This is a genomic window from Archangium violaceum (assembly GCF_016859125.1).
Taxonomy (GTDB): domain Bacteria; phylum Myxococcota; class Myxococcia; order Myxococcales; family Myxococcaceae; genus Archangium; species Archangium violaceum_A.
Genome location: NZ_CP069338.1, coordinates 12,541,462 through 12,558,323 on the forward strand (window position 1 = coordinate 12,541,462; position 16,862 = coordinate 12,558,323).

At 66.4% G+C, this 16,862-nt stretch carries 16 protein-coding genes; 3 read left to right on the forward strand and 13 right to left on the reverse strand.

The annotated features are described in order from the left end of the window. Positions 1-2: 2 nt before the first annotated feature. From brxC to JQX13_RS53035, 10 genes are all read right to left on the reverse strand, one after another. Positions 3-3,542, reverse strand: a complete 3,540-nt coding sequence (gene brxC, locus JQX13_RS52990) for a BREX system P-loop protein BrxC (RefSeq protein WP_239014411.1) — start codon at positions 3,540-3,542, stop codon at positions 3-5. A gap of 11 nt (positions 3,543-3,553) precedes the next feature. Next, positions 3,554-4,132: a BREX protein BrxB domain-containing protein gene (locus JQX13_RS52995; protein ID WP_203406941.1), complete on the reverse strand. Its 579-nt coding sequence runs from the start codon at positions 4,130-4,132 to the stop codon at positions 3,554-3,556. Next, entirely contained in the window at positions 4,129-4,914 is a 786-nt protein-coding gene (locus JQX13_RS53000; protein ID WP_203406942.1) for a BrxA family protein, read from the reverse strand. The genes JQX13_RS52995 and JQX13_RS53000 overlap by 4 nt, the downstream gene beginning before the upstream one ends. Then, positions 4,911-5,474, reverse strand: coding sequence for a BrxE family protein (locus tag JQX13_RS53005; protein WP_203406943.1), 564 nt, complete (start codon positions 5,472-5,474; stop codon positions 4,911-4,913). The genes JQX13_RS53000 and JQX13_RS53005 overlap by 4 nt, the downstream gene beginning before the upstream one ends. Then, positions 5,471-5,680, reverse strand: coding sequence for a helix-turn-helix domain-containing protein (locus tag JQX13_RS53010; protein WP_203406944.1), 210 nt, complete (start codon positions 5,678-5,680; stop codon positions 5,471-5,473). The genes JQX13_RS53005 and JQX13_RS53010 overlap by 4 nt, the downstream gene beginning before the upstream one ends. A 155-nt stretch (positions 5,681-5,835) precedes the next feature. Continuing rightward, positions 5,836-6,291 (reverse strand): hypothetical protein, encoded by a 456-nt coding sequence (locus JQX13_RS53015; RefSeq protein ID WP_239014412.1) that lies wholly within the window; start codon positions 6,289-6,291, stop codon positions 5,836-5,838. Continuing rightward, positions 6,288-7,865 (reverse strand): recombinase family protein, encoded by a 1,578-nt coding sequence (locus JQX13_RS53020; RefSeq protein WP_203406945.1) that lies wholly within the window; start codon positions 7,863-7,865, stop codon positions 6,288-6,290. Before JQX13_RS53020 ends, JQX13_RS53015 begins: the two co-directional genes overlap by 4 nt. Beyond that, positions 7,862-8,044, reverse strand: a complete 183-nt coding sequence (locus JQX13_RS53025; RefSeq protein WP_203406946.1) for a hypothetical protein — start codon at positions 8,042-8,044, stop codon at positions 7,862-7,864. Before JQX13_RS53025 ends, JQX13_RS53020 begins: the two co-directional genes overlap by 4 nt. Further along, positions 8,041-8,574 (reverse strand): DUF2924 domain-containing protein, encoded by a 534-nt coding sequence (locus tag JQX13_RS53030; RefSeq protein WP_203406947.1) that lies wholly within the window; start codon positions 8,572-8,574, stop codon positions 8,041-8,043. The genes JQX13_RS53025 and JQX13_RS53030 overlap by 4 nt, the downstream gene beginning before the upstream one ends. A gap of 94 nt (positions 8,575-8,668) precedes the next feature. Beyond that, the gene (locus tag JQX13_RS53035; RefSeq protein ID WP_203406948.1) at positions 8,669-8,920 is read right to left on the reverse strand and encodes a hypothetical protein; all 252 of its coding nucleotides are present in this window, start codon (positions 8,918-8,920) and stop codon (positions 8,669-8,671) included. A 150-nt stretch (positions 8,921-9,070) separates the two neighbouring features. Between JQX13_RS53035 and JQX13_RS53040 the strand changes: the two genes are divergently transcribed. Together JQX13_RS53040 and JQX13_RS53045 are read left to right on the forward strand one after the other, a co-directional pair. Further along, complete coding sequence (locus JQX13_RS53040; protein ID WP_203406949.1) at positions 9,071-10,261, forward strand: hypothetical protein; 1,191 nt, start codon at positions 9,071-9,073, stop codon at positions 10,259-10,261. Positions 10,262-10,319: 58 nt separating this feature from the next. Further along, the gene (locus JQX13_RS53045; protein WP_203406950.1) at positions 10,320-11,465 is read left to right on the forward strand and encodes a hypothetical protein; all 1,146 of its coding nucleotides are present in this window, start codon (positions 10,320-10,322) and stop codon (positions 11,463-11,465) included. On the opposite strand, the gene JQX13_RS53050 is transcribed toward JQX13_RS53045, so the two are convergent. The 3 genes from JQX13_RS53050 to JQX13_RS53060 all read right to left on the reverse strand — a co-directional run bounded on the left by JQX13_RS53050 (position 11,431) and on the right by JQX13_RS53060 (position 15,680). After that, entirely contained in the window at positions 11,431-14,526 is a 3,096-nt protein-coding gene (locus JQX13_RS53050) for a hypothetical protein (RefSeq protein ID WP_239014413.1), read from the reverse strand. The two genes, JQX13_RS53045 and JQX13_RS53050, sit on opposite strands and share 35 nt — an antisense overlap. Before the next feature lie 159 nt (positions 14,527-14,685). Then, positions 14,686-14,889, reverse strand: coding sequence for a hypothetical protein (locus JQX13_RS53055; protein WP_203406951.1), 204 nt, complete (start codon positions 14,887-14,889; stop codon positions 14,686-14,688). 17 nt (positions 14,890-14,906) lie between these two features. Further along, positions 14,907-15,680: a hypothetical protein gene (locus JQX13_RS53060; protein ID WP_203406952.1), complete on the reverse strand. Its 774-nt coding sequence runs from the start codon at positions 15,678-15,680 to the stop codon at positions 14,907-14,909. 704 nt (positions 15,681-16,384) lie between these two features. Between JQX13_RS53060 and JQX13_RS53065 the strand changes: the two genes are divergently transcribed. Then, positions 16,385-16,819 carry a hypothetical protein gene (locus tag JQX13_RS53065; RefSeq protein WP_203406953.1) on the forward strand — a complete coding sequence of 145 codons (435 nt, stop codon included), beginning with the start codon at positions 16,385-16,387 and terminating at the stop codon, positions 16,817-16,819. Positions 16,820-16,862 lie beyond the last annotated feature (43 nt).

Genomic DNA, 16,862 nt, shown 5'->3' on the forward strand with positions numbered 1-16,862 from the left:
CCCTATTGAACGATGACCTTCTTGCCAGCGCCGATGAGGCGCGCGCACTCCTCGCGTACCCCGTCGAGTGCAGCTTCGAGCTGCTCTTCGGTCTCGACGCCTCCGGCGAAATAGCTGCCGACGCTCACGGTGACGACGCGCTCGCCGTCGATGATGCGTCGCAGCTCGGCGATGGCGGCACTGAGGCGCCCGCCGCAGGCGTCGCGGTCGGCACGGAGCTGCGGGATCGGCACGCGGCCCTCGTCGCGCTTCTGCCCGCGCTCGAACGGCTCCGCGAGGCGCCGCTGCTGGCCCTCGTCGATCTCCGTCCAGCCCGGCGTCTTCACGAGCTTGTCGAAGGCCTTGGTGTACGCGGCAACGCGGGCGTCGAGCGCCTCGTCGAATCGCTTCTGGTACTCCGTCTCCAGCGCCCTGGTGTGTTGCTCGATGGTGGGCAGCTCCTTGAAGAAGGTCTCGCGCTGCAAGAGATCTTCGAGCTCGGTCGCGCGCGTGCGCAGGTCGTCGGAGATGTCCGCCTCCTGGCTCAGAAAGCTCCACAGGCTGCTCTGCGCCTTGCGCGCGCTCTCGAGGTCGTGGAGGCGCGGGTCGCTCAGCACCTGCTCCAGCTCGACGGCGCGCTTGATGGCGTCCTTGATGGCGCGGTGGCTCGTGTTGAAGGTCGCGATGGCGTTGTCTTCGGAGCCACGCAGGATGGCCTTCATCTGGCCGATGGCGCCGTCGAGCACTGCGCCACCGGGCAGTCGATGAGCGGTGAGCGTGCCGAGCGCCGAGGCGACGGTGTCTTCGTTGCGCGCGACCTCCTTGCGCAGCTCAGCGACAATCGCGCCGGCGTTCAGCTCCTTCACCTCGCTGCCGAAGGTGTCCTTGAAGGCCTCGGAGGCCTTCACCAGCTCCTCGAACTCGATGCCCTTCTTCGGGCGGAACGACGCCTGCCGGAACAGGTTGTTGTTCGAGAAGGTGTCGCGCGCCTCGATGCCGGTGACAGTGTCGAGCGTCTGCCCCTTGCTGGTCGCCTCGATCTTGCCGGCGCGGAGCAGCGACAGGACGAGCAGGCGCACCGCTTCGAAGTCCCAGCCAAACGGCTCCTTGGCGAACTCGTCGGTGAGGTAGCGACCGCTCGCGGTGTCGCCGTAGTTGGCGCGCTCCTCGATGCGGTCGAGCACCTCCTTGAGCGGGCCGCTCTCGGTGCGGAAGACGGTCTTGCCTTTCTCGTCGCGGAGCAGGCCGATGCTGCCGAACACGCTGGGCAAGCCCTGGAGGTTTTCGGCGGTGAAGAGCGCGTCGGTGCCCTTCTTCACGTCCGTTGCCTTGGCGGCGGCCTCCTTGAAGCGGTCGAAGACCTCGGGCAGCACGGTGCCGAGCACCTCGGCGACCGTCTTGCCCACGTCGACGGCGCGGTCGCTGGGGCTGCGGTCGTTGCCCCGGAAGTAGATGCGGCCCGAGAGCGCCGCCGCCTTGAACAGCCGACGCAGCTCGTCGCCGTGGCGGCGCAGGCGAACGCGCTCCTCGGCGATGAGGGCGGGCGTGTCCTCACCCTTGGTCTCGCGCTCCTTGCGCGCGAGCATCTCCTTCGACCGGAACAGCTCGACGGTCTCGCGGTCGATGGAGTCGGTGAGCGCGATGGCCCAGAAGACGTGCTTGCGCTCCTGCTGGCTGCGCGTGCGCAGCTCGGCGGCGAGGCCGTCGAAGTCCTTCCCGTCCTCGGCGAGGTGGACCTGGAACATCATGTCGCCCGCCGTGAGCTCGCGGCCGTGGATGGCGAGGCCCGCCTTGAAGGTCTTGGTGTCGAAGAGCGTGTGCGAGGGCTGCGGCTGCCAGAAGCCCAAGAGCACTTCTTGGTAGAGGCGGTGCGAGTCGCCTGGCTTCGGGCTGATCCCGTTGCGCAGGCGCTCCCAGTCGTCCTCGGCGGGCGTGGGGATGCGGTAGCCGTCGTCGCCGTGGCGCACCTGGTGGGCCGCTTCGAGCGCCCGCAGGGCCTCCTTCACCGAGGCGAGCTGCGAGTCTCCTCCGACGCTGCCGTGCAAGGCAGCCGAGATGTTCTCCGCGCTGCGGTGGACGCTCTTCACGTACTGGAGGAGACAGATGACCTTGGCGACCGGCTGAGCGAGCGGGTGGTCGACCATCTTCGAGATGGCGGCGATCTTCGCGCGCACCTCGGAGCCGATGTTGCCCTCGACGAGGTCGTAGACCTGATCGAGCCGCACGAGGTCGCCGACCGCGCCATCGGCAAGGTTCACCGCGGGGTTGATGAGGAGTTGCTGCGCGAGCTTGATGATGGTGCGGTTCGCACCGCCGACGTGCTTGCTGGCGCCGCCCTGGGTTCGCAGGCCAGAGACGACCTGAATGATGAGGTCGATCTGGTACGGCAGCAGCGGGTAGAGGTCAATGAAGGCCTCGCGCGTCAGTTCGGGGAGCTTGATGTCGGCGGTGAGCCGTGTGTGCTCGGTGAGGCGTCCCCGGTGCTCGTCGAAGAGCTTCCCGAGTGCAGTCTGCGCGGTCGCGTTCTTCGAGAGCACGCGGCGGCTGGTGACCTCGGAGATGTCGCTCGGCTCTAGGTGGACCTGCAGCGGGAAGCGGTCCATCAAGCGGGCCAGCTCGATCTTCTTGTCGTCGAGGCCGGAGACGAGCTCGCCGAGCTTCTCCTGCGACGTGACGACGACCCAGTGCTTGCCACGCCCCTTCACGCCGAGCTGCTGCACGATGGCCTGCAGGTCGAGCATCTTCTGGACGTCGCGGGCGACGAACTGGCCGACCTCGTCGACCACGAAGATGAGCGAGAGCCCGGGCTTGCGCCGCTTCATCAGCTCGCCAGCGCGCTCTGCGAGCTTGCCCGGCGTGATGTCGGCCTTGTTCTTGACGGCCTTCACCCACGAATCAGCGACCGGGTAGGTGTCGGGGTCGAGGCTGTGGAGCACGCGGCTCGCCTCGGAAAGAGCGAAGGCGACCTTGCCCTTCTCGCTGGACCACTCCTTCTTGAAGAGGCGCTTGTACTCGTCCTCGAACTTCTGAAGCTGGCCCTTCTCCTCGAGGCCGATCTCCAGCTCCGAGAGATCGAGATCCTTCGCGTAGCCGAGGCTTTGGAGGAAGAGCCCGTACATGATCTCGGTGAGAGTCTGGTTGCCGCTGCGGATGCCTCGGTCGGTCGAGACGTCGAAGATGACCGCGTGCGTCGGGATCTTCTCGTTGATGGCCTTGAGCAGGACCTGGAGCTTCTTGTCGCCGGCGCGGTCCGCGAAGCGCTCGGCGGCCGACTCGCCCGCAACGGTGCGGTTCGCGACGGAGAGGCCGAGCATCTTGGCGAAGCTCGACTTACCGGAGCCGAAGAAGCCCGAGACCCAGATGGAGACGCCGTCGGTCGGCTTGTTCGGAGCTTCGCGGTACGCCTCGAAGATGCCGGTGTAGTGCGTGCGGATTGCGTCCGTGATGACGTACTCGTTGATTTCGTCGCGGATGATCTCTTCGTCAGTCTGGTCGACCTTGATGACCTCTTCGATACGACGGTGAATGTCGTTCGCGAACAGGGTCTTGATGGGCGTCGTCATCGTCATGGTCCTCAGAAGATCTTCGGGCGGTAGTTGTGCTCCGCGTCGAGCACGCCCATGAAGCGCAGGCCTGCCGCGCCATCGAGGTCGCCGGGGTAGAAGAGAACGGTTGGAACGTGGACGCGGCCCTTGAGCTGCTCGAGCAGCGAGAAGGTGCGGTACACGGGGAACAGCGCGCCGGTGCGCAGGATGAAGACGATGTCGTGGAGCGGGTCCCCATCCTCCGGGAGCTGCGACGCGACGAGGTCGACGAGCGACGACTCGCCCTCGGAGAGCACAGCGTGGACCGTCTCGACCACGGTCTCGGTGCCGAGCTCGCGCTCGACGTCGAACCACTCAGGCAGCGGGCGCTGCAGGCGCATGGCGGCGTCGAGGCACTGGGCCAGCGAGATGCGGTGAACGCGCTTGCCCTTCTGTTCGAGGCGAGTCTCCAGCAGCTTCACTTGCTGGCGCAGCGGGAACTCGTCCTCCGGGTCATAGCGGAAGATCGCGTAGGGCATGTCGTGGTACGCGCTGATGCGTTGCCGGGGGTCGGGCAGCTCGAGGACGGGCTCAAGGTTCTGCTTGATGCGGTGTTCGAGGTCGCTCATGCAACCATCCTCTCTGCGTACTCGGTGGTCGTGTTGCAGGGCAGCGAGAGCTGCACGAGGCTGCCAGCGACCTGGTATTCGAGCTTGCGGTACTGATGGAGCCGCAGCAGTTCGTGCTCGACGTCGGAGGGGCGCATGAGGAACAGGCGCCACTCGGCCGAGGCGACGAGCTTCGACGGGCTCAGCTTCGCGTCGCGCATCGCGTGGAGCAGGTAGAGGAAGCTGCGCTCGGGTAGGTGGAACGAGACGAACTCCTTGGCGACCGAGCCGCGCAGGAGGCCGAAGTCGACGGCCATCTTGAGCAGGCCCGCCGCCACGCGTTTGGTGGTCTGCTCGGACCACGCGTGCTCGGTTGTGCCGCCACGCTTGCCGATGTCGCCCAGGTACTTCTCGACGTCCTCGGTGTGGACGCGGAACGCGCCGCCGTCGTAGGCGCTGAAGAGCCAGCTCTCGAGGAAGTCGCGGACGAGGAACTCGTCGCGAGTCATGTGCCAGAGGAGCAGCGGCTTCCACTCCTCGATGGGCAAACCGCGCTTCGCCAGCACGACGAGGGGGCGGTCGCGGCGGTCGGGGTCAAAGCGACGGTTCAGCACCTTGGCGACGTCGCGGAGCCATGTGGCGCTCTTCGCGCCGATGAAGTTCTGCTCACGCAGGCGGTCGAGGTTCTCGCGCTTCGAACGCTCGAAGTCCCACGCCGCGAACACGGCGTAGGTCTCCTCGATCATCGCGCCCTTCACGACGGTGAAGGACGAGGCGACGTTCGCGCGCGAGCCAGCCTTCATGCTTCGGCCTTCCTCGCGTAGGGGACGGCCAGCGCGGAGGGCTCGCCGCGCGCGAAGCCGAGCGCCAGGAGCGCGACGTCGGCGTCGGTGCCTGAGAAGATGCCTGGCAACGGGACGGCGCGGCCCTCGGCCGAGCGCTTCAGCTTGCCGTAGGCCTCGACGTCGCGCGCCTCGACCAGCTCGAAGGCGCGCAGGACCTCGATGAGGTCGGTGCCCAAGAGCGACTCGAGCTTCTCGAAGAACGCGGTCCACTCTCCCGCGTGGTCGAGCCAGTGCTCCCAGCGCGCGTCGAAGGCCTCCTCGATGGACTCGGGTAGGCGCCAGAGCGTGACGCAACCGGGGGGCTCGAAGACCTCGGAGCAGCGGTGGGCGGCGACCGCGAACACCGAGCGCGCCTGCGCGAAGCGGTGCGTGCGCGGGAAGCCACGCCGAAGGGCAGCAGCACCGAGGCGTCCGAGCTGGCCCTTAGTGTTCCACCACTTCGCGAGGTCCATCTCGCCGAAGCGCGCCACGACGAGGCGCAGCTTGAGCAAGCGATCGAGGTCGAGATCCGTGCTCACCGGGCGCCTCCCCTGTCGGCGCCATCGTCGGCGTCAGCGCCGCCCGCTCGCACCCACTCGTCGACCTCAGAGAGCTTGAACTTCCACAAGCGCCCGATTTTGTGGGCGGGGAGGTTCCGGCTCTCGATCCAGCGGTAGACGGAATCCTTCGCGACCCCGAGGTGCTTGGCGACGTCTTCTACGGAAGCCCAAGGCTCTGTCGTCATCGGCTCCGCTCCGATTGGGTGGGGACCACTGCGCACCGGAGCAGGGTACGCGGAGCCAGCCCAGCCCACAAGAGCCGACTAGAGTCGAAAAGACCAGAGGAGCGATCCGGGAGTCCGAACGGGCTACCGGTGGACGCGCGCGTGCCCTTTTCGGGTCATAGGCGGTTCGTCTCGTCGGCGCGCTCCGCCATCAGCTTCGCCCACGCCGCCCGCTGCTCCACCCAGCGCCCGGCGTGGGCCACCGCCCGGAGGGCCCGCTCGCTGAGCGGCTCCACCCCATCCACCGCCTCCAGGTGGAGCACCTGGTCCTGCAGGTCCGGCGCGAGCAGCAGCAGGTCCAGCAACTGCGTCACCCGAGCCCTCGTCAGCCCCAGCCGCCGAGCTACCGTTGCCCGGTCCGGAACCAGCCCCCGGTCGATGGCCCCCTGGATGTGGTGCGCCAGGGCGAGCATCCGGGCCACGAGCGCCGGCCGGCGAACGGGAGCTGGCGGCGGGGGTGGCGGGGCCTCCTGGAAGACCACGCGCTTCTTCCGCTTCTCGCGGAACAGTGTCCCCACCAGCACTCGGCGATCGGCGGGCTGCGACTTCTCCTCGGGGGTGGCGTCGCTCATGCCGCAACCTCCTGTCCCTCAGCCCCCGGGGCAGAGGCGCCTACCTCGGGGTCCGCGGCGAAGTTCACGAGGTGCACCTCCACCTGCTCGCCCTGCTCGTCCACCACCACCTTCTCCACCAGCGCCCGGAGGAGCCGCCCCCGGTTGGGTGCCGTCAGCACCTCCCACACGCGGGCGAAGTCCCCAAGGGCCCGAGCCACCCACTCCCCCTCGGCGCGCTGTTCCTCCAGCGCCTCCAGGGTGCGCTCCACCTCGGCCAGGTTCCCCTCCAGCACCGCCAGCCGCTCGCTCTCCTGCTCCAGACGCTGGGCCACCGCCTCGCGCGCCCTGCCCTCCACCTGCGTCAGTTCCGCCACGTACCGCGCCACGCTGGTCGAGGCCTTTGCAATCTCCGCTGGCATCTGTGCCCGACGCTTCTTCAGCCCCTCTCGCCGCACCTGGAGGTACTTCTCCAGCGCAGCTCGCGCCTCCGCCACCAGGGTCCCGTCCGCTGTCGCCTCAATGATGCGGGCGATGACGTACTCCTCGATGGCGGGCGCCGGCAGCGCCTTCACCGGACACGCCTCCTTGCCCTGCTTGTCGCGCGTGGTGCAGCGGTAGTAGCGGTACTCCTTCTGCCCCCGCCGAGTGGAGCCGGGCGTCATGGCCTCCCCGCAGGCTCCGCAGCGCAGCAGCCCTCGCAGCACGTAGGCCGGGTTGAGGCCGCGCGTCCCCACCGCCTTCTCCCGCCCCTCCAGCATCCGCTGGACCCGCTGCCAGCGGGTGCGCTCCACCAGCGCCGGCTGCTCCCCCTCGAAGAGCTCACCCCCGCTCTGCATCAACCCCGCGTACACCGGGTTGCGCAGCACCCTGCCCACCGCCCCCTTCGTCCACCCGAGCGCCTTCTTCCCCCTCCTCACCCGCGTCGGCTTCGGCAGCAGCTTCTTCTCGTTGAGTAGCCGCGCCACCTGCCCCAGGCCCCCGTGCTGCTGGTACAGCTCGAACACCTCCCTCACCACCTCCGCCTCCAGCTCGTTCACCTCCAGGCGCTTGTCCCGCACCTCGTACCCCAGCGGCACCGGGCCCCCCGTCCACTTCCCCTTCCTCCTCGCCGCCGCCATCTTGTCCCGCGTCCGCTCGGCGATCATCTCCCGCTCGAACTCCGCGAAGCTCATCAGCATGTGGAGGGTGAGCCGCCCCATGGCATCCGCAGTGGAGAAGTTCTGCGTCACCGACACGAAGGAGGCTCCCGCGGCGTTGAACCGCTCCATCACCTTCGCGAAGTCCAGCAGTGAGCGGCTCAGCCGGTCCACCTTGTAGACGACCACCACGTCCACCTTGCCCGCCTCGAGGTCCGCCAGCAGCCGCTGGAAGGCGGGGCGCTCAAGGTTGGCGCCGGTGAAGCCCCCATCATCGTACCGCTCGGGCACGAGCACCCAGCCGGGCTGCCGCTGGATGTAGGCCGCGCACGCCTCGCGCTGCGCCTCCAAGCTGTTGAATTCCTGCTCCAGCCCCATGGAGGTGGACTTGCGGGTGTAGATGGCGCACCGCTTCGTCTCGTTGGGGGCGGGTGCCTTCGGTTGTCGCCGCTTCATACGCCCTCCCGCTTCGGCTGAGGTTGCTCACCCTCCGAGGGCTTGCCGCGCTCGGCGAGCGCCAGCAACCGCTCCAGATTGTCATTGAGCCGCGTGAGCTGTCGCACGAGCGCCGGCAGCGTCGATTCGTAGTACCGGTACCCCATACGGGTGGCGTGGAACGGAATCTCGCTGCTCATCGCTCTGCCTCCGGGCTCGGCTGGGGGCCGGTGGGCTTCTGCAGGTTGAAGAAGAGGAAGCCATTCCACGCGGTGCCGGTGATGCGCCGGGCGATGCTGGAGAGCGTCTTGTACAGCTCGCCTTGGTACTCGAAACCCTGCTCGCGCACCGTCACCCGGTGCTCCACTCCCTGAAAGAGGCGGACGAGGACCGTTCCGGGAGGTGGGAGCCGCGGGTCTCTCTTCTGGGCGGGCGGCGTGGGGTGGAGCGCCGCCTGCCGCATCCTCCACCGCTCCGGCAGCTCGTCTCCGAGCTCGACGATTTTCGCCAGTGCCCGCTCGGGCAGCCCCCCCTCGGCGAGTTCCTGGATACGCCAGGCGAGGCGCTTACGCAGGTAGTCCTTGTTGCGAGAGCCTGTGGGCTCGCCGTACAGCTCGCGGTACTTCTCCGCCAGCTCGGGCACGGACATGTGCTCCAGCGCCGCGAGCTGGGTGGGAACGTCGCCGAGCTCGCGTGCGGCAGCGCGGGCTCGGCCGGGGTGGTTGGCCATGGTGGTGCCTCCTTCCTCGCGAGCCTCATGCTCGCGGGCAGGGGGCATGACGGCTCTGTCCCCGCTGGAAGACAAGGCGAGAGCCAGAGTGATTTCAGGCACTTACACCACCCCCTCGCCTGCTTGCCCGCTCCTCTGGATGCGCCTGCTGCTCGCGCACAAGGAGGGTGAAGAGTCCCTCGGCGATGACGTCGAGCGCCTCAGCGCGGCGCTGGCGAAGATCCGCCAAGCGGGCCGAGCGCGCCTCGTCGGTGATGGAGGCTGGCTGGCTGTTCCAGGTGATGGGGGACAGGGTCTTCGCGCTCATCACCAGGGAAAAGCAGGCGAAGACTCCAGAGTGGGACATCCTGGTTTTCGCTCCCGCCCCCCCCCTGGACGAGCCCCCTTCCCCGCCGTAGATCGTCGGAATCAGTCCTACCGAAACCGCTCTACCCCACGGGTTCCGACGCTCCCCCAGGAGCACCGCCCTGGAGGTGGAGCCTGGGGGAGACGCTGGATGCATAGAGAGTGGAACCCGAAATCGTTCTTCCGCCACCTGACTCCTGAGGTCGTCACTCTGTTCACGGGCAGTTCGGGCGTCAATCTCATGGTGAATGACAAGGGACCACCGGGAGACCAGCTCTACCGAGCATGGAAAGCACTCCCCGAAGATCAGCAGCGCCGCCTCGAGACAGAGTTGCTGCCGGTCAACGACATGTGCTCGACGCACGCAAGACCGTATCTCGAGAATACCGCCCGCGCCGTCTGGACCAACGGCAAAGCGAATCTTGTCGAGGAGAGCCGCGCATGGACAACGCAGGACCTCGCGCTCCGACTCTTCATCGACAGCCGCCGCTCATTCTTCGATGCCTACAAGAACTACACCGTCGATAGCATGGAGCACGGCACGGAGTATCGTGGGCGGCGCCACGTGGCGCTTGAGCCATCCTCGACGTCGAAGCAACAGATGAGGGAGGCGATGCAGCAGCACTTCCGCGAGACAGCCCTGGGTGCACGCTGCCAGATCGAGGATTACGCCAACAAGGAGAAGTTCGCGCTCTTCGTCTACTACGAGGATGAAGTGACGCCGATGGACCGGTTCAACACCGAGGGCGTCGTTGCGCCTGAATGGCAGCGCCCGGTTCTTCGCATTGCCGCTGTCTTCCACTTCGAGACCGCAACCCTCCAAGTGAAGGCAGCGCGCAAGGTAGAGCGAGAGAAGCTGCGCGACCTCTTCGCGAAGATCTTCGTCGGGGAGCCCGACTACTTCGAGGACACGTCGAAGAACCCGAAGTTCTGCTTCGACCCTCTCCGCAGCCCGAACTTCGACTTCCCAACGCGCCTCGCGGACAAGATTGAGGATGTCTGTGTCGTCAAGATCGTCGCACGCCCGCAGCACGATGATGTGCGGCGCATCAGCATTCAGCTGAAGCCGGGCCTGTCCGTCAAAGAGACGCACGAGGCGCTCGACGGCTACGGCATCGACCTCACCAACGACGTCGTTGAAGGCGTCCAATTGCGCTTCCAGTTCGAAGGGAGCGGTCGCTCGAAGTGGCGGACGGTGAGCCTCTTCAATCCCGGCAGTTCGAACCTACGCGACACAGATCGCGATCGAGTGATCAGGCGTTACCTCAAGGAGTGGGGCATCGATGCCACCGTCCACCAGGCGGCCGTGGCCGCTCCTATTCTCCAAGATACGGCGAGCTGATCCCGCTCGCGTCAGCTATGCCGAGGTGCTGGCCGCGCACCTGGAGCCCTCGCTCCTTGTGGCCGAGGGAGTCCTTGAGTACGGCAAGGCCGACGGGTACGAGCCTCCTGGCTGTGAGCACGGATGCACACCGAATCTCGACGTTGAAACGAGAATCAGCGATGGACTCGTCGGGGTGGCCTGCCCGAATGCCCCCTACTGTTGGCCTGGATGGATGTGGGTGCCGGAACATGAGGTGAACTCGCTCCGCTGCCGCGCGTCCCTTGTATTCGCGGCTCTGCGGAAGCTGAACGGCCTCGTCGAACTCACCCAGCCCGTGCCCGCTCCCTTCGTGGCCGTCGGGCTGCTGCAAAAGCGTGGCTGCACGGTTCCTGTTGTCTGGCTCCGGTCAGCGAAGCTCGGCTTCGAGCAAGCATGTCTTGGACTGAGGAAGCAGTTGGGCGGCGACGGCCTCATTGTGCTCGTTGCAAAGGACCCGCGCGTACCGTTCCACCCAAGTGAGCGCATTGCCGTCCTTGAGCTGCTCGACGGTGCGGACGGCCACCTTGGTCTCGTCCGCGGGCTCGACATGTTCGACCCCGACTACCGAACCCGCGCCGCCTCGCGAGAGAACTCCGAACTTGACGTCGACTTCATCCACCTCCGTTTCGAGACACAACCCGATCGCCACGTTCTCCTCGTGAACGGTCACGACTTCGGCGGCTTTCGCAAGAGCGACGTGCTCTTCACGCAGCTGCTCCTCCTCGCCGCGGGACGCATCGGCGGTAGGCGCGATGGGTGGCGAAACAAAGCAGCCCTCGTTGGTGATTTCACCCCGCGTCCAGCGGCAGACGTCGTGAAGAAGGCGAACAAAGCCCTTGAGCGTCTCCGAGAAGAACTCGCCTCTCATGACGTGCCCGGCCTGTCAGAGGACGAACTCGATGCCATCATCAAAGCCGGCCGAGGTACGGGGCGCGTGCGACTCGGCGTCCCCCCGGAGAATATTGTGCTCGATGCGTCGCTCGCGAATTTCTCATGGGTGAGCATGACGACGACCACGACGAAATCTGGGAGGCGTATCGCACCCAATGCCAGCCAAGAGGAGGGTATTGAGAAGGCGGCGCTCCTCCTGAGCGAAGCTCGGCGCCTCGGTGCGCCTGGCAGCGTGGATGCCGTGCCACCACTCCCTGCTATGAGGCGTCGCTCCAGCCATAGCGGGACTTGAAGCTCTCGCGCGTGTCGCGCTCGTCATCAGGCTGTGGGAAGTCGTCGGGAGAGATGAGCGAAGTACGGGTAAGGTCGATGATGATGGCGCGCCTACGGTTCGCCTTACCGGCGAAGCAGATGCGCTCGCCTTCGGCAACCACGTAGCCACCTTGGAGCTGGTTCTCGTGGATGAGGCGCCGGAGCGCCTTCAGGTCGACGACCTCGCTCGTGTAGTCGATGCGACGGCAATGCTGCCGAAACGAGTCATAGGCACTCTCAAGGTGTACGCACAGCCGCCCATCATCGAAAACGTAGTGGACACGATGCCGAAGTTCGCCCTGGATGGCCATGACGCCGAGCATCTCAACGAAGTGATCGAGAGCGTTCTTGACGCCCTGTCCCATCTCAAGAACATCGACGAGTACGGCATCTACTGCCGCGCGAGCCCCCAAGTCGACCGGCAGCGAGTACCCACAGAAGCTCGCGAACTCCTCGAAGAGGTGGATGCCAAGGAGCATCGCGGTGATGTTCTCCGCGACGCGGACGGGCACCTCCCTGCCATCCAGAAGCGTGGTGGCGACCGCACGCGCAAGCCGAAGGTCAGTGTCGAAGTCACGCCCGAGGCAGAACTGGATGTAGCGCGGTGCGAAGAGCGAGAGCTCCACGGCTCTGAGCGCTTTGAACGCAGCCAGGCAGGCCGGCTTCTCCTTGAGCGTCGTCTTCAGAGGGTTCGCTGTCAGGATGCGCTCAAGAATGGCCGCCTCCGTGGGCCTCGTCTCACCTGCGATGCAGACAGGTGCTTGCAGGTGGTACGTCTTCACCCGCAGGTCCGGACGCCCACGCTCCTCCGTCTCGCCGCGATAGAGGCGCCGCAGGTATCGGTGCAGCACATTGAGCCGCTGCTGCGGCATGTCGTACGGCTTGTACTCGTCGATGAAAACGGGCACCGAGCGTGTCGAAGAAAGGAGCTTGAGTAGCGCGAACTCTGTCTCAGTCGCGCTGTAGGGCTCGGCGGCGCGCACGCCAAAGAGCGGCCAGAAGACGTCCATGCAGAGGCTCGACTTGCCCGAGCCCTGCGTTCCCCAGATGAAGAGGCTGGGGAAAGAACCCACTCGCTCCATGAGACGGGGCTTGAACGGCGTTGCGAAGAACCAGCCGAGGATGGGCAGCAACACCTCTGGGCGATTGACGTTCGGCAGATGCTCGAAGACGACGCGCGCAACTCTCTGGAAAGCCACATCCTCCGCTGGTTGGTAGCGCACGCGCTGGTCCAGCGAGCCGCCGCTTGGAACGTAGACCACGGGTGGAGGAAAGAGGAATCCATCCACCCCGATGGTGCAGTCAGGGCCAAGCCAGATGTGGTGATCGCCTTGCTTGTAGTCGCCGAGCATCGAGGCGCCCGGGCGGCGAGGTGCTGGATGGCGCGCGAGCAAGCGCAAAAGCCCTTGGACATTGTTGTCGTTCCCCGTCCACTGCAGGTCCGCCGATGGGAGGTGCCGGATGAGGTCGCGCTTGGAGTGGAAGGCCGAGAGCGGGAATCGCAGCCCCTCGAGAGCCGTCCCCTGGTCCGTTCGCACATTTCCAACGAGGAGTTCACCATCCTCGGTCTCCACCCGCGCCGTTGGTGTAATGATGAAGGAAGAGACAACCCTTCGTTCTCCACGTGCTCCAAGAGAGTAGTAGCAGTTCGTTCCCTCGTGGATCTCGCCCTCAAGGGCACTTTCCTCCTCCGCAGCTCCGTCCTCCCGACTGTTCCTCCCCTGCCGCACAGCCCCAGTCGAAGCACGCTCAAGAGCACGTCGGAGATCCCTCTGCTTGAGCCCGAAGCGCTTCTCGATGAGCCCGAGATACTTCCCCTGCACGGCGGGGTCTCGCTGCGCGATGGCACCGAGGATAGGCTTGAGGTGCTGCTCGAGCTCGCGCACGGGCGCATCCGTCGGCACGGCGTCGATGCTCCTCTCGATGTCCGGAGTAAGTTGTTGGACCTCGCAGCGAGCACCTGGCTCGCCGCCGCCCTGGCAGTAGCCGAGTCTCTGGAGTGAGCGGCATGGGGGCGCCACCCAACCATCCTCATGAGCTGTCGCGAGGATCTTCTCGTAGCACTGGCGAACATACGCAGGCCCGTCCCTGCCCTCGAGCTTGCCGAGAAGCCGCCGGTCGTAGTCGAGAATGAGCAGGGTGAGCTCGTCGAGCCCGAGCCCCTTGTGCATGAAGAAGCGCACCATGTCGAAGATGGCGAGGCTCCGGTCCTCAGCACCTTGATCCCATAGGCGCTGAATCGCCCCACACATCTCAACAGGGCGCTTCCAATCGTACTCGCCCTCGGGTGTCCTCCGAGCCTTCACTGCGCCCAGTTCCAGTCCCCGCGCTCCCTGTACACGGGGGAGCGTGCTCCGCTCTCGTACAGCCCCCTGGACAGCGGGCACCGACTGCATGAGCCGCTCGGCCAGCCGCGCATCCTCCATGCGCATGAGCCCTCCGGGAGCAGCTGCAACGCGATGAGGCCTCTCAGCGGTCGGCTTGCCCTTCCGGCTGACGGTGCCAACAACCTTGATGATGCGCGCGACGTCATGAATAGAGTCGACGTTGATGCTCTTGGACTGAACCTGGGCGCGTAGTTCTGCCTCGAAGGCTCGCAAGCCAGCTTGGACCAGGCCTCGACGCTCCCCCTCGAGCCGAAGCGGCGGCAGCGCGAACCAGAGCTGAGCCCCGTTTCCGCTCATGACGAGCCGAGGGCGCACGAGCCCCTGTGCCTCGCACCATGCCGCGGCAGCCTCAGCGCTCTGGACGGCCAGGGCGAGTTCCTCGTTGGTGCTTGCGGTGTCCTTCGGGCGAACAGGGTCGAGATCGATGACAGTGGCTGTCACCACCTCCACGTCCTTGCTTCCCGCTCCAGTCTTGAGAGGTCGAATGGTGTTCGGCGCACGGGCGAGAAGGCCCAGCGGCCTCGGCTGAATACCGACGTAGACGTTCCCGTTGTCGTTCGCGCGCATGCACTCGCGTACGAAGGCCTCCTCGTCATCGAAGAAGCCGATACCGAGGATGCCAGCCCCCGGGAGAATGACGCGGACCTCGCTCACGCCATGCGCGGCATGAGCGAGCCAGCGCCATGTCGAGCGAATAGCCTCGGGGTTCGGAGCAGGTGCGCTCATGCGCAGGCGTTCCCGCACCAAGAGCCCCCCTTCGGAGGGGGACAGGCTGCTGGCTGCTCAGCTCGCGGCCACAGGTGAGGGCTCATCTCACCCCTCCCTCCCAGTGGACGCATGAGCCCGCTCGCGGCGGTACACGGCGAAGAGCTGCGTGCCATCGGAAGTAGCCCCAGCCTCCTCAAGGTGGAAGTCAGCCTCGGGATCGACGACCTGATCGATCTCCCAGCGCCGGAAGAGCCCCGGAAGTCGGATGAAGTCGTCCGGTTCCCGGCTCTCGTGCTCACAGTCCATCATTGGCCTCCATCTGGCGCTCAAGCCCTACCCCCCTGAGAAATGCAGCCTGGCAGGGACGACTGGGACAGCAGCTGCTCAAGCCACTCGCGCACCCGGGTGAGGGCGCGTTGGAACCGCTTGCGGGCGGCCTCGTGCGACAGGCCGAGGCGCGTCCCCGCCTCTCGCTGGGTTTCGTCGAGGACGACCACGTAGAGCACCAGTTCCGCGTCCATGCCGAGGATGGGGCGCAGCCGGCCGAGGAGTTGGGCCATCTGCTCCTCGAAGGGGAGAATGAGGCCCACGCCGAGCACCGAGTCCTCCAGTGCTGGGAGACCGACCTCTGCGCGGTGTAGGTGCACGCCCCCATCGGCAGGCACCAGGGCCTTGCTGGTGCGGCGCGCCTCCGTGATGACCTCGCGCATGGTGCTGCGCAAGAGCGTCCCCGCGACGTGCCTCACCCGGCCGAGGTTGAGGCCGGCCACGAGCACCGTGAAGGCGGTGGTGATCGCCGAGACGAGCTCGTCCTGAGTCCCCGTGAAGTACCGCCGCAGCAGACGGAAGCGCCGATCAAGTCCAGGCCAGAGCGCCAGCCACAGCAATGAGGACGCCAAGACGGGCGCCTCGTGCTGCTGAACCATCTCGACAAGGGCGACCAGGATGCGGTTCTTGTCGGCCGGACTGCCGTCGCTCCCCGTCAAGAAGGCCACGAGAGCCGCTGGCTCGGGGAAGGGCGCCAGTTCCCCCCGCCTCCTTCTCGCGGTGTTGAACGCGTGGAGCGCCAGCGGGGTCCGGATTTCGCGATCGAAGCTCAAATGCAAAGTACGCCATCTCGCAAACATGGCCCCTGCATCCCGGACGCAGGGAGGGGGGAGTGCAGGAGGGGAAGTCGGGCCAAGATCCGGCCCCCCTCTCCCCCCTCCCCCCTGCGCTGGCCCAGCTCCGCCCCAACAGCCCAAGCCAGAGATGGGCACAAGGGGGCGGAGCACTACCGCCGCTGGCTACCCCCAGGGGTATGCGGCCGACACGAGAGGGTTCACTGCACTGAAAACCGGGACGCGGTGGACGGTTTGAATTCTGTCCCGTCCACCCTTCTGTCCACCCAAAGAGTCTAGATATTTCAATAGTTTATTAGAGAAAGAGTTCGAGTGGACGGGTGGACAGCCATTTTGGGCATAGGGCTACCAAGCGCGTGCCTTCTTGCGAGCGGCACTGGGGTACCCCGCCCACCGAAGAAGGACTCCTGGCTCAACCCTGTGCCTACCCTCCAAAGCGCTGTCCACTGTCCACGGGCGAGACAACCTACTGAAAGTACGAGCGAAATCCGGTGGCCACGCCGAGGACGGGACGGGATTGGAGGTGGCCACGGCGGCCCGGCGTAGGTGGCGTGTCCCACCGCGAAGCGGAAGGCCGCCTTTCACCGGGCATGGAAGGTACTCACGTCGCCGCCCCTCCAGATGTCCCCAGCCCTGAAGCCCCCGAAGCGGGGAGCAGCGCGCTCGTCCTCCAATTCCAGCGAGTGCTCGCCCAGCTCGTGCGCGCCGGCCTCGTCACCCGCACTACGGCGTCGCGACTCAACCGCACGGTGAGCCAAGCCAGCGCCCGTGCCGAGGAAGAGCGGGGTCGGCTGCCTCACCTGCTCTTCGCCATCCAGGCCGCCATCGCGGAGGGCCTCCTCGTTGAGGGTGTGCACTACGCCGTGCCGGAGGAACACCGGCTCGCGCTGCATTTGGAGAAGGTCATCCCCGAGTTGCAGCGTCTCGGCCGCATCTCGCAGCACCGGCGAGAGGTGCGGCATCTGGTGCGCCAGGGCCGCCAGCTCTGGCCCGAAGTCATCCTGAGTTGCTCCGCTCGGGTCCGCTTCCGCCCCGGTGACCGCCGACGCGCCCTCGTGCTCGCCGTGCCGCAGCTCTCGGAGCTACTCGGCAGGCACCCCGCTGTCCCAGTTCGCTGACCGCCCCCGCCTTTCCTCTGCACCAGCAGCTCACCCCACGAGG

What these genes read in the sequence shown, in the direction of transcription:
- brxC (WP_239014411.1), bottom strand. Translation starts at nt 3,542, where the DNA reads ATGACGACGCCCATCAAGACCCTGTTCGCGAACGACATTCACCGTCGT.
- JQX13_RS52995 (WP_203406941.1), bottom strand. Translation starts at nt 4,132, where the DNA reads ATGAGCGACCTCGAACACCGCATCAAGCAGAACCTTGAGCCCGTCCTC.
- JQX13_RS53000 (WP_203406942.1), bottom strand. Translation starts at nt 4,914, where the DNA reads ATGAAGGCTGGCTCGCGCGCGAACGTCGCCTCGTCCTTCACCGTCGTG.
- JQX13_RS53010 (WP_203406944.1), bottom strand. Translation starts at nt 5,680, where the DNA reads ATGACGACAGAGCCTTGGGCTTCCGTAGAAGACGTCGCCAAGCACCTC.
- JQX13_RS53015 (WP_239014412.1), bottom strand. Translation starts at nt 6,291, where the DNA reads ATGAGCGACGCCACCCCCGAGGAGAAGTCGCAGCCCGCCGATCGCCGA.
- JQX13_RS53020 (WP_203406945.1), bottom strand. Translation starts at nt 7,865, where the DNA reads ATGAAGCGGCGACAACCGAAGGCACCCGCCCCCAACGAGACGAAGCGG.
- JQX13_RS53025 (WP_203406946.1), bottom strand. Translation starts at nt 8,044, where the DNA reads ATGAGCAGCGAGATTCCGTTCCACGCCACCCGTATGGGGTACCGGTAC.
- JQX13_RS53030 (WP_203406947.1), bottom strand. Translation starts at nt 8,574, where the DNA reads ATGGCCAACCACCCCGGCCGAGCCCGCGCTGCCGCACGCGAGCTCGGC.
- JQX13_RS53035 (WP_203406948.1), bottom strand. Translation starts at nt 8,920, where the DNA reads ATGTCCCACTCTGGAGTCTTCGCCTGCTTTTCCCTGGTGATGAGCGCG.
- JQX13_RS53040 (WP_203406949.1), top strand. Translation starts at nt 9,071, where the DNA reads ATGCATAGAGAGTGGAACCCGAAATCGTTCTTCCGCCACCTGACTCCT.
- JQX13_RS53055 (WP_203406951.1), bottom strand. Translation starts at nt 14,889, where the DNA reads ATGATGGACTGTGAGCACGAGAGCCGGGAACCGGACGACTTCATCCGA.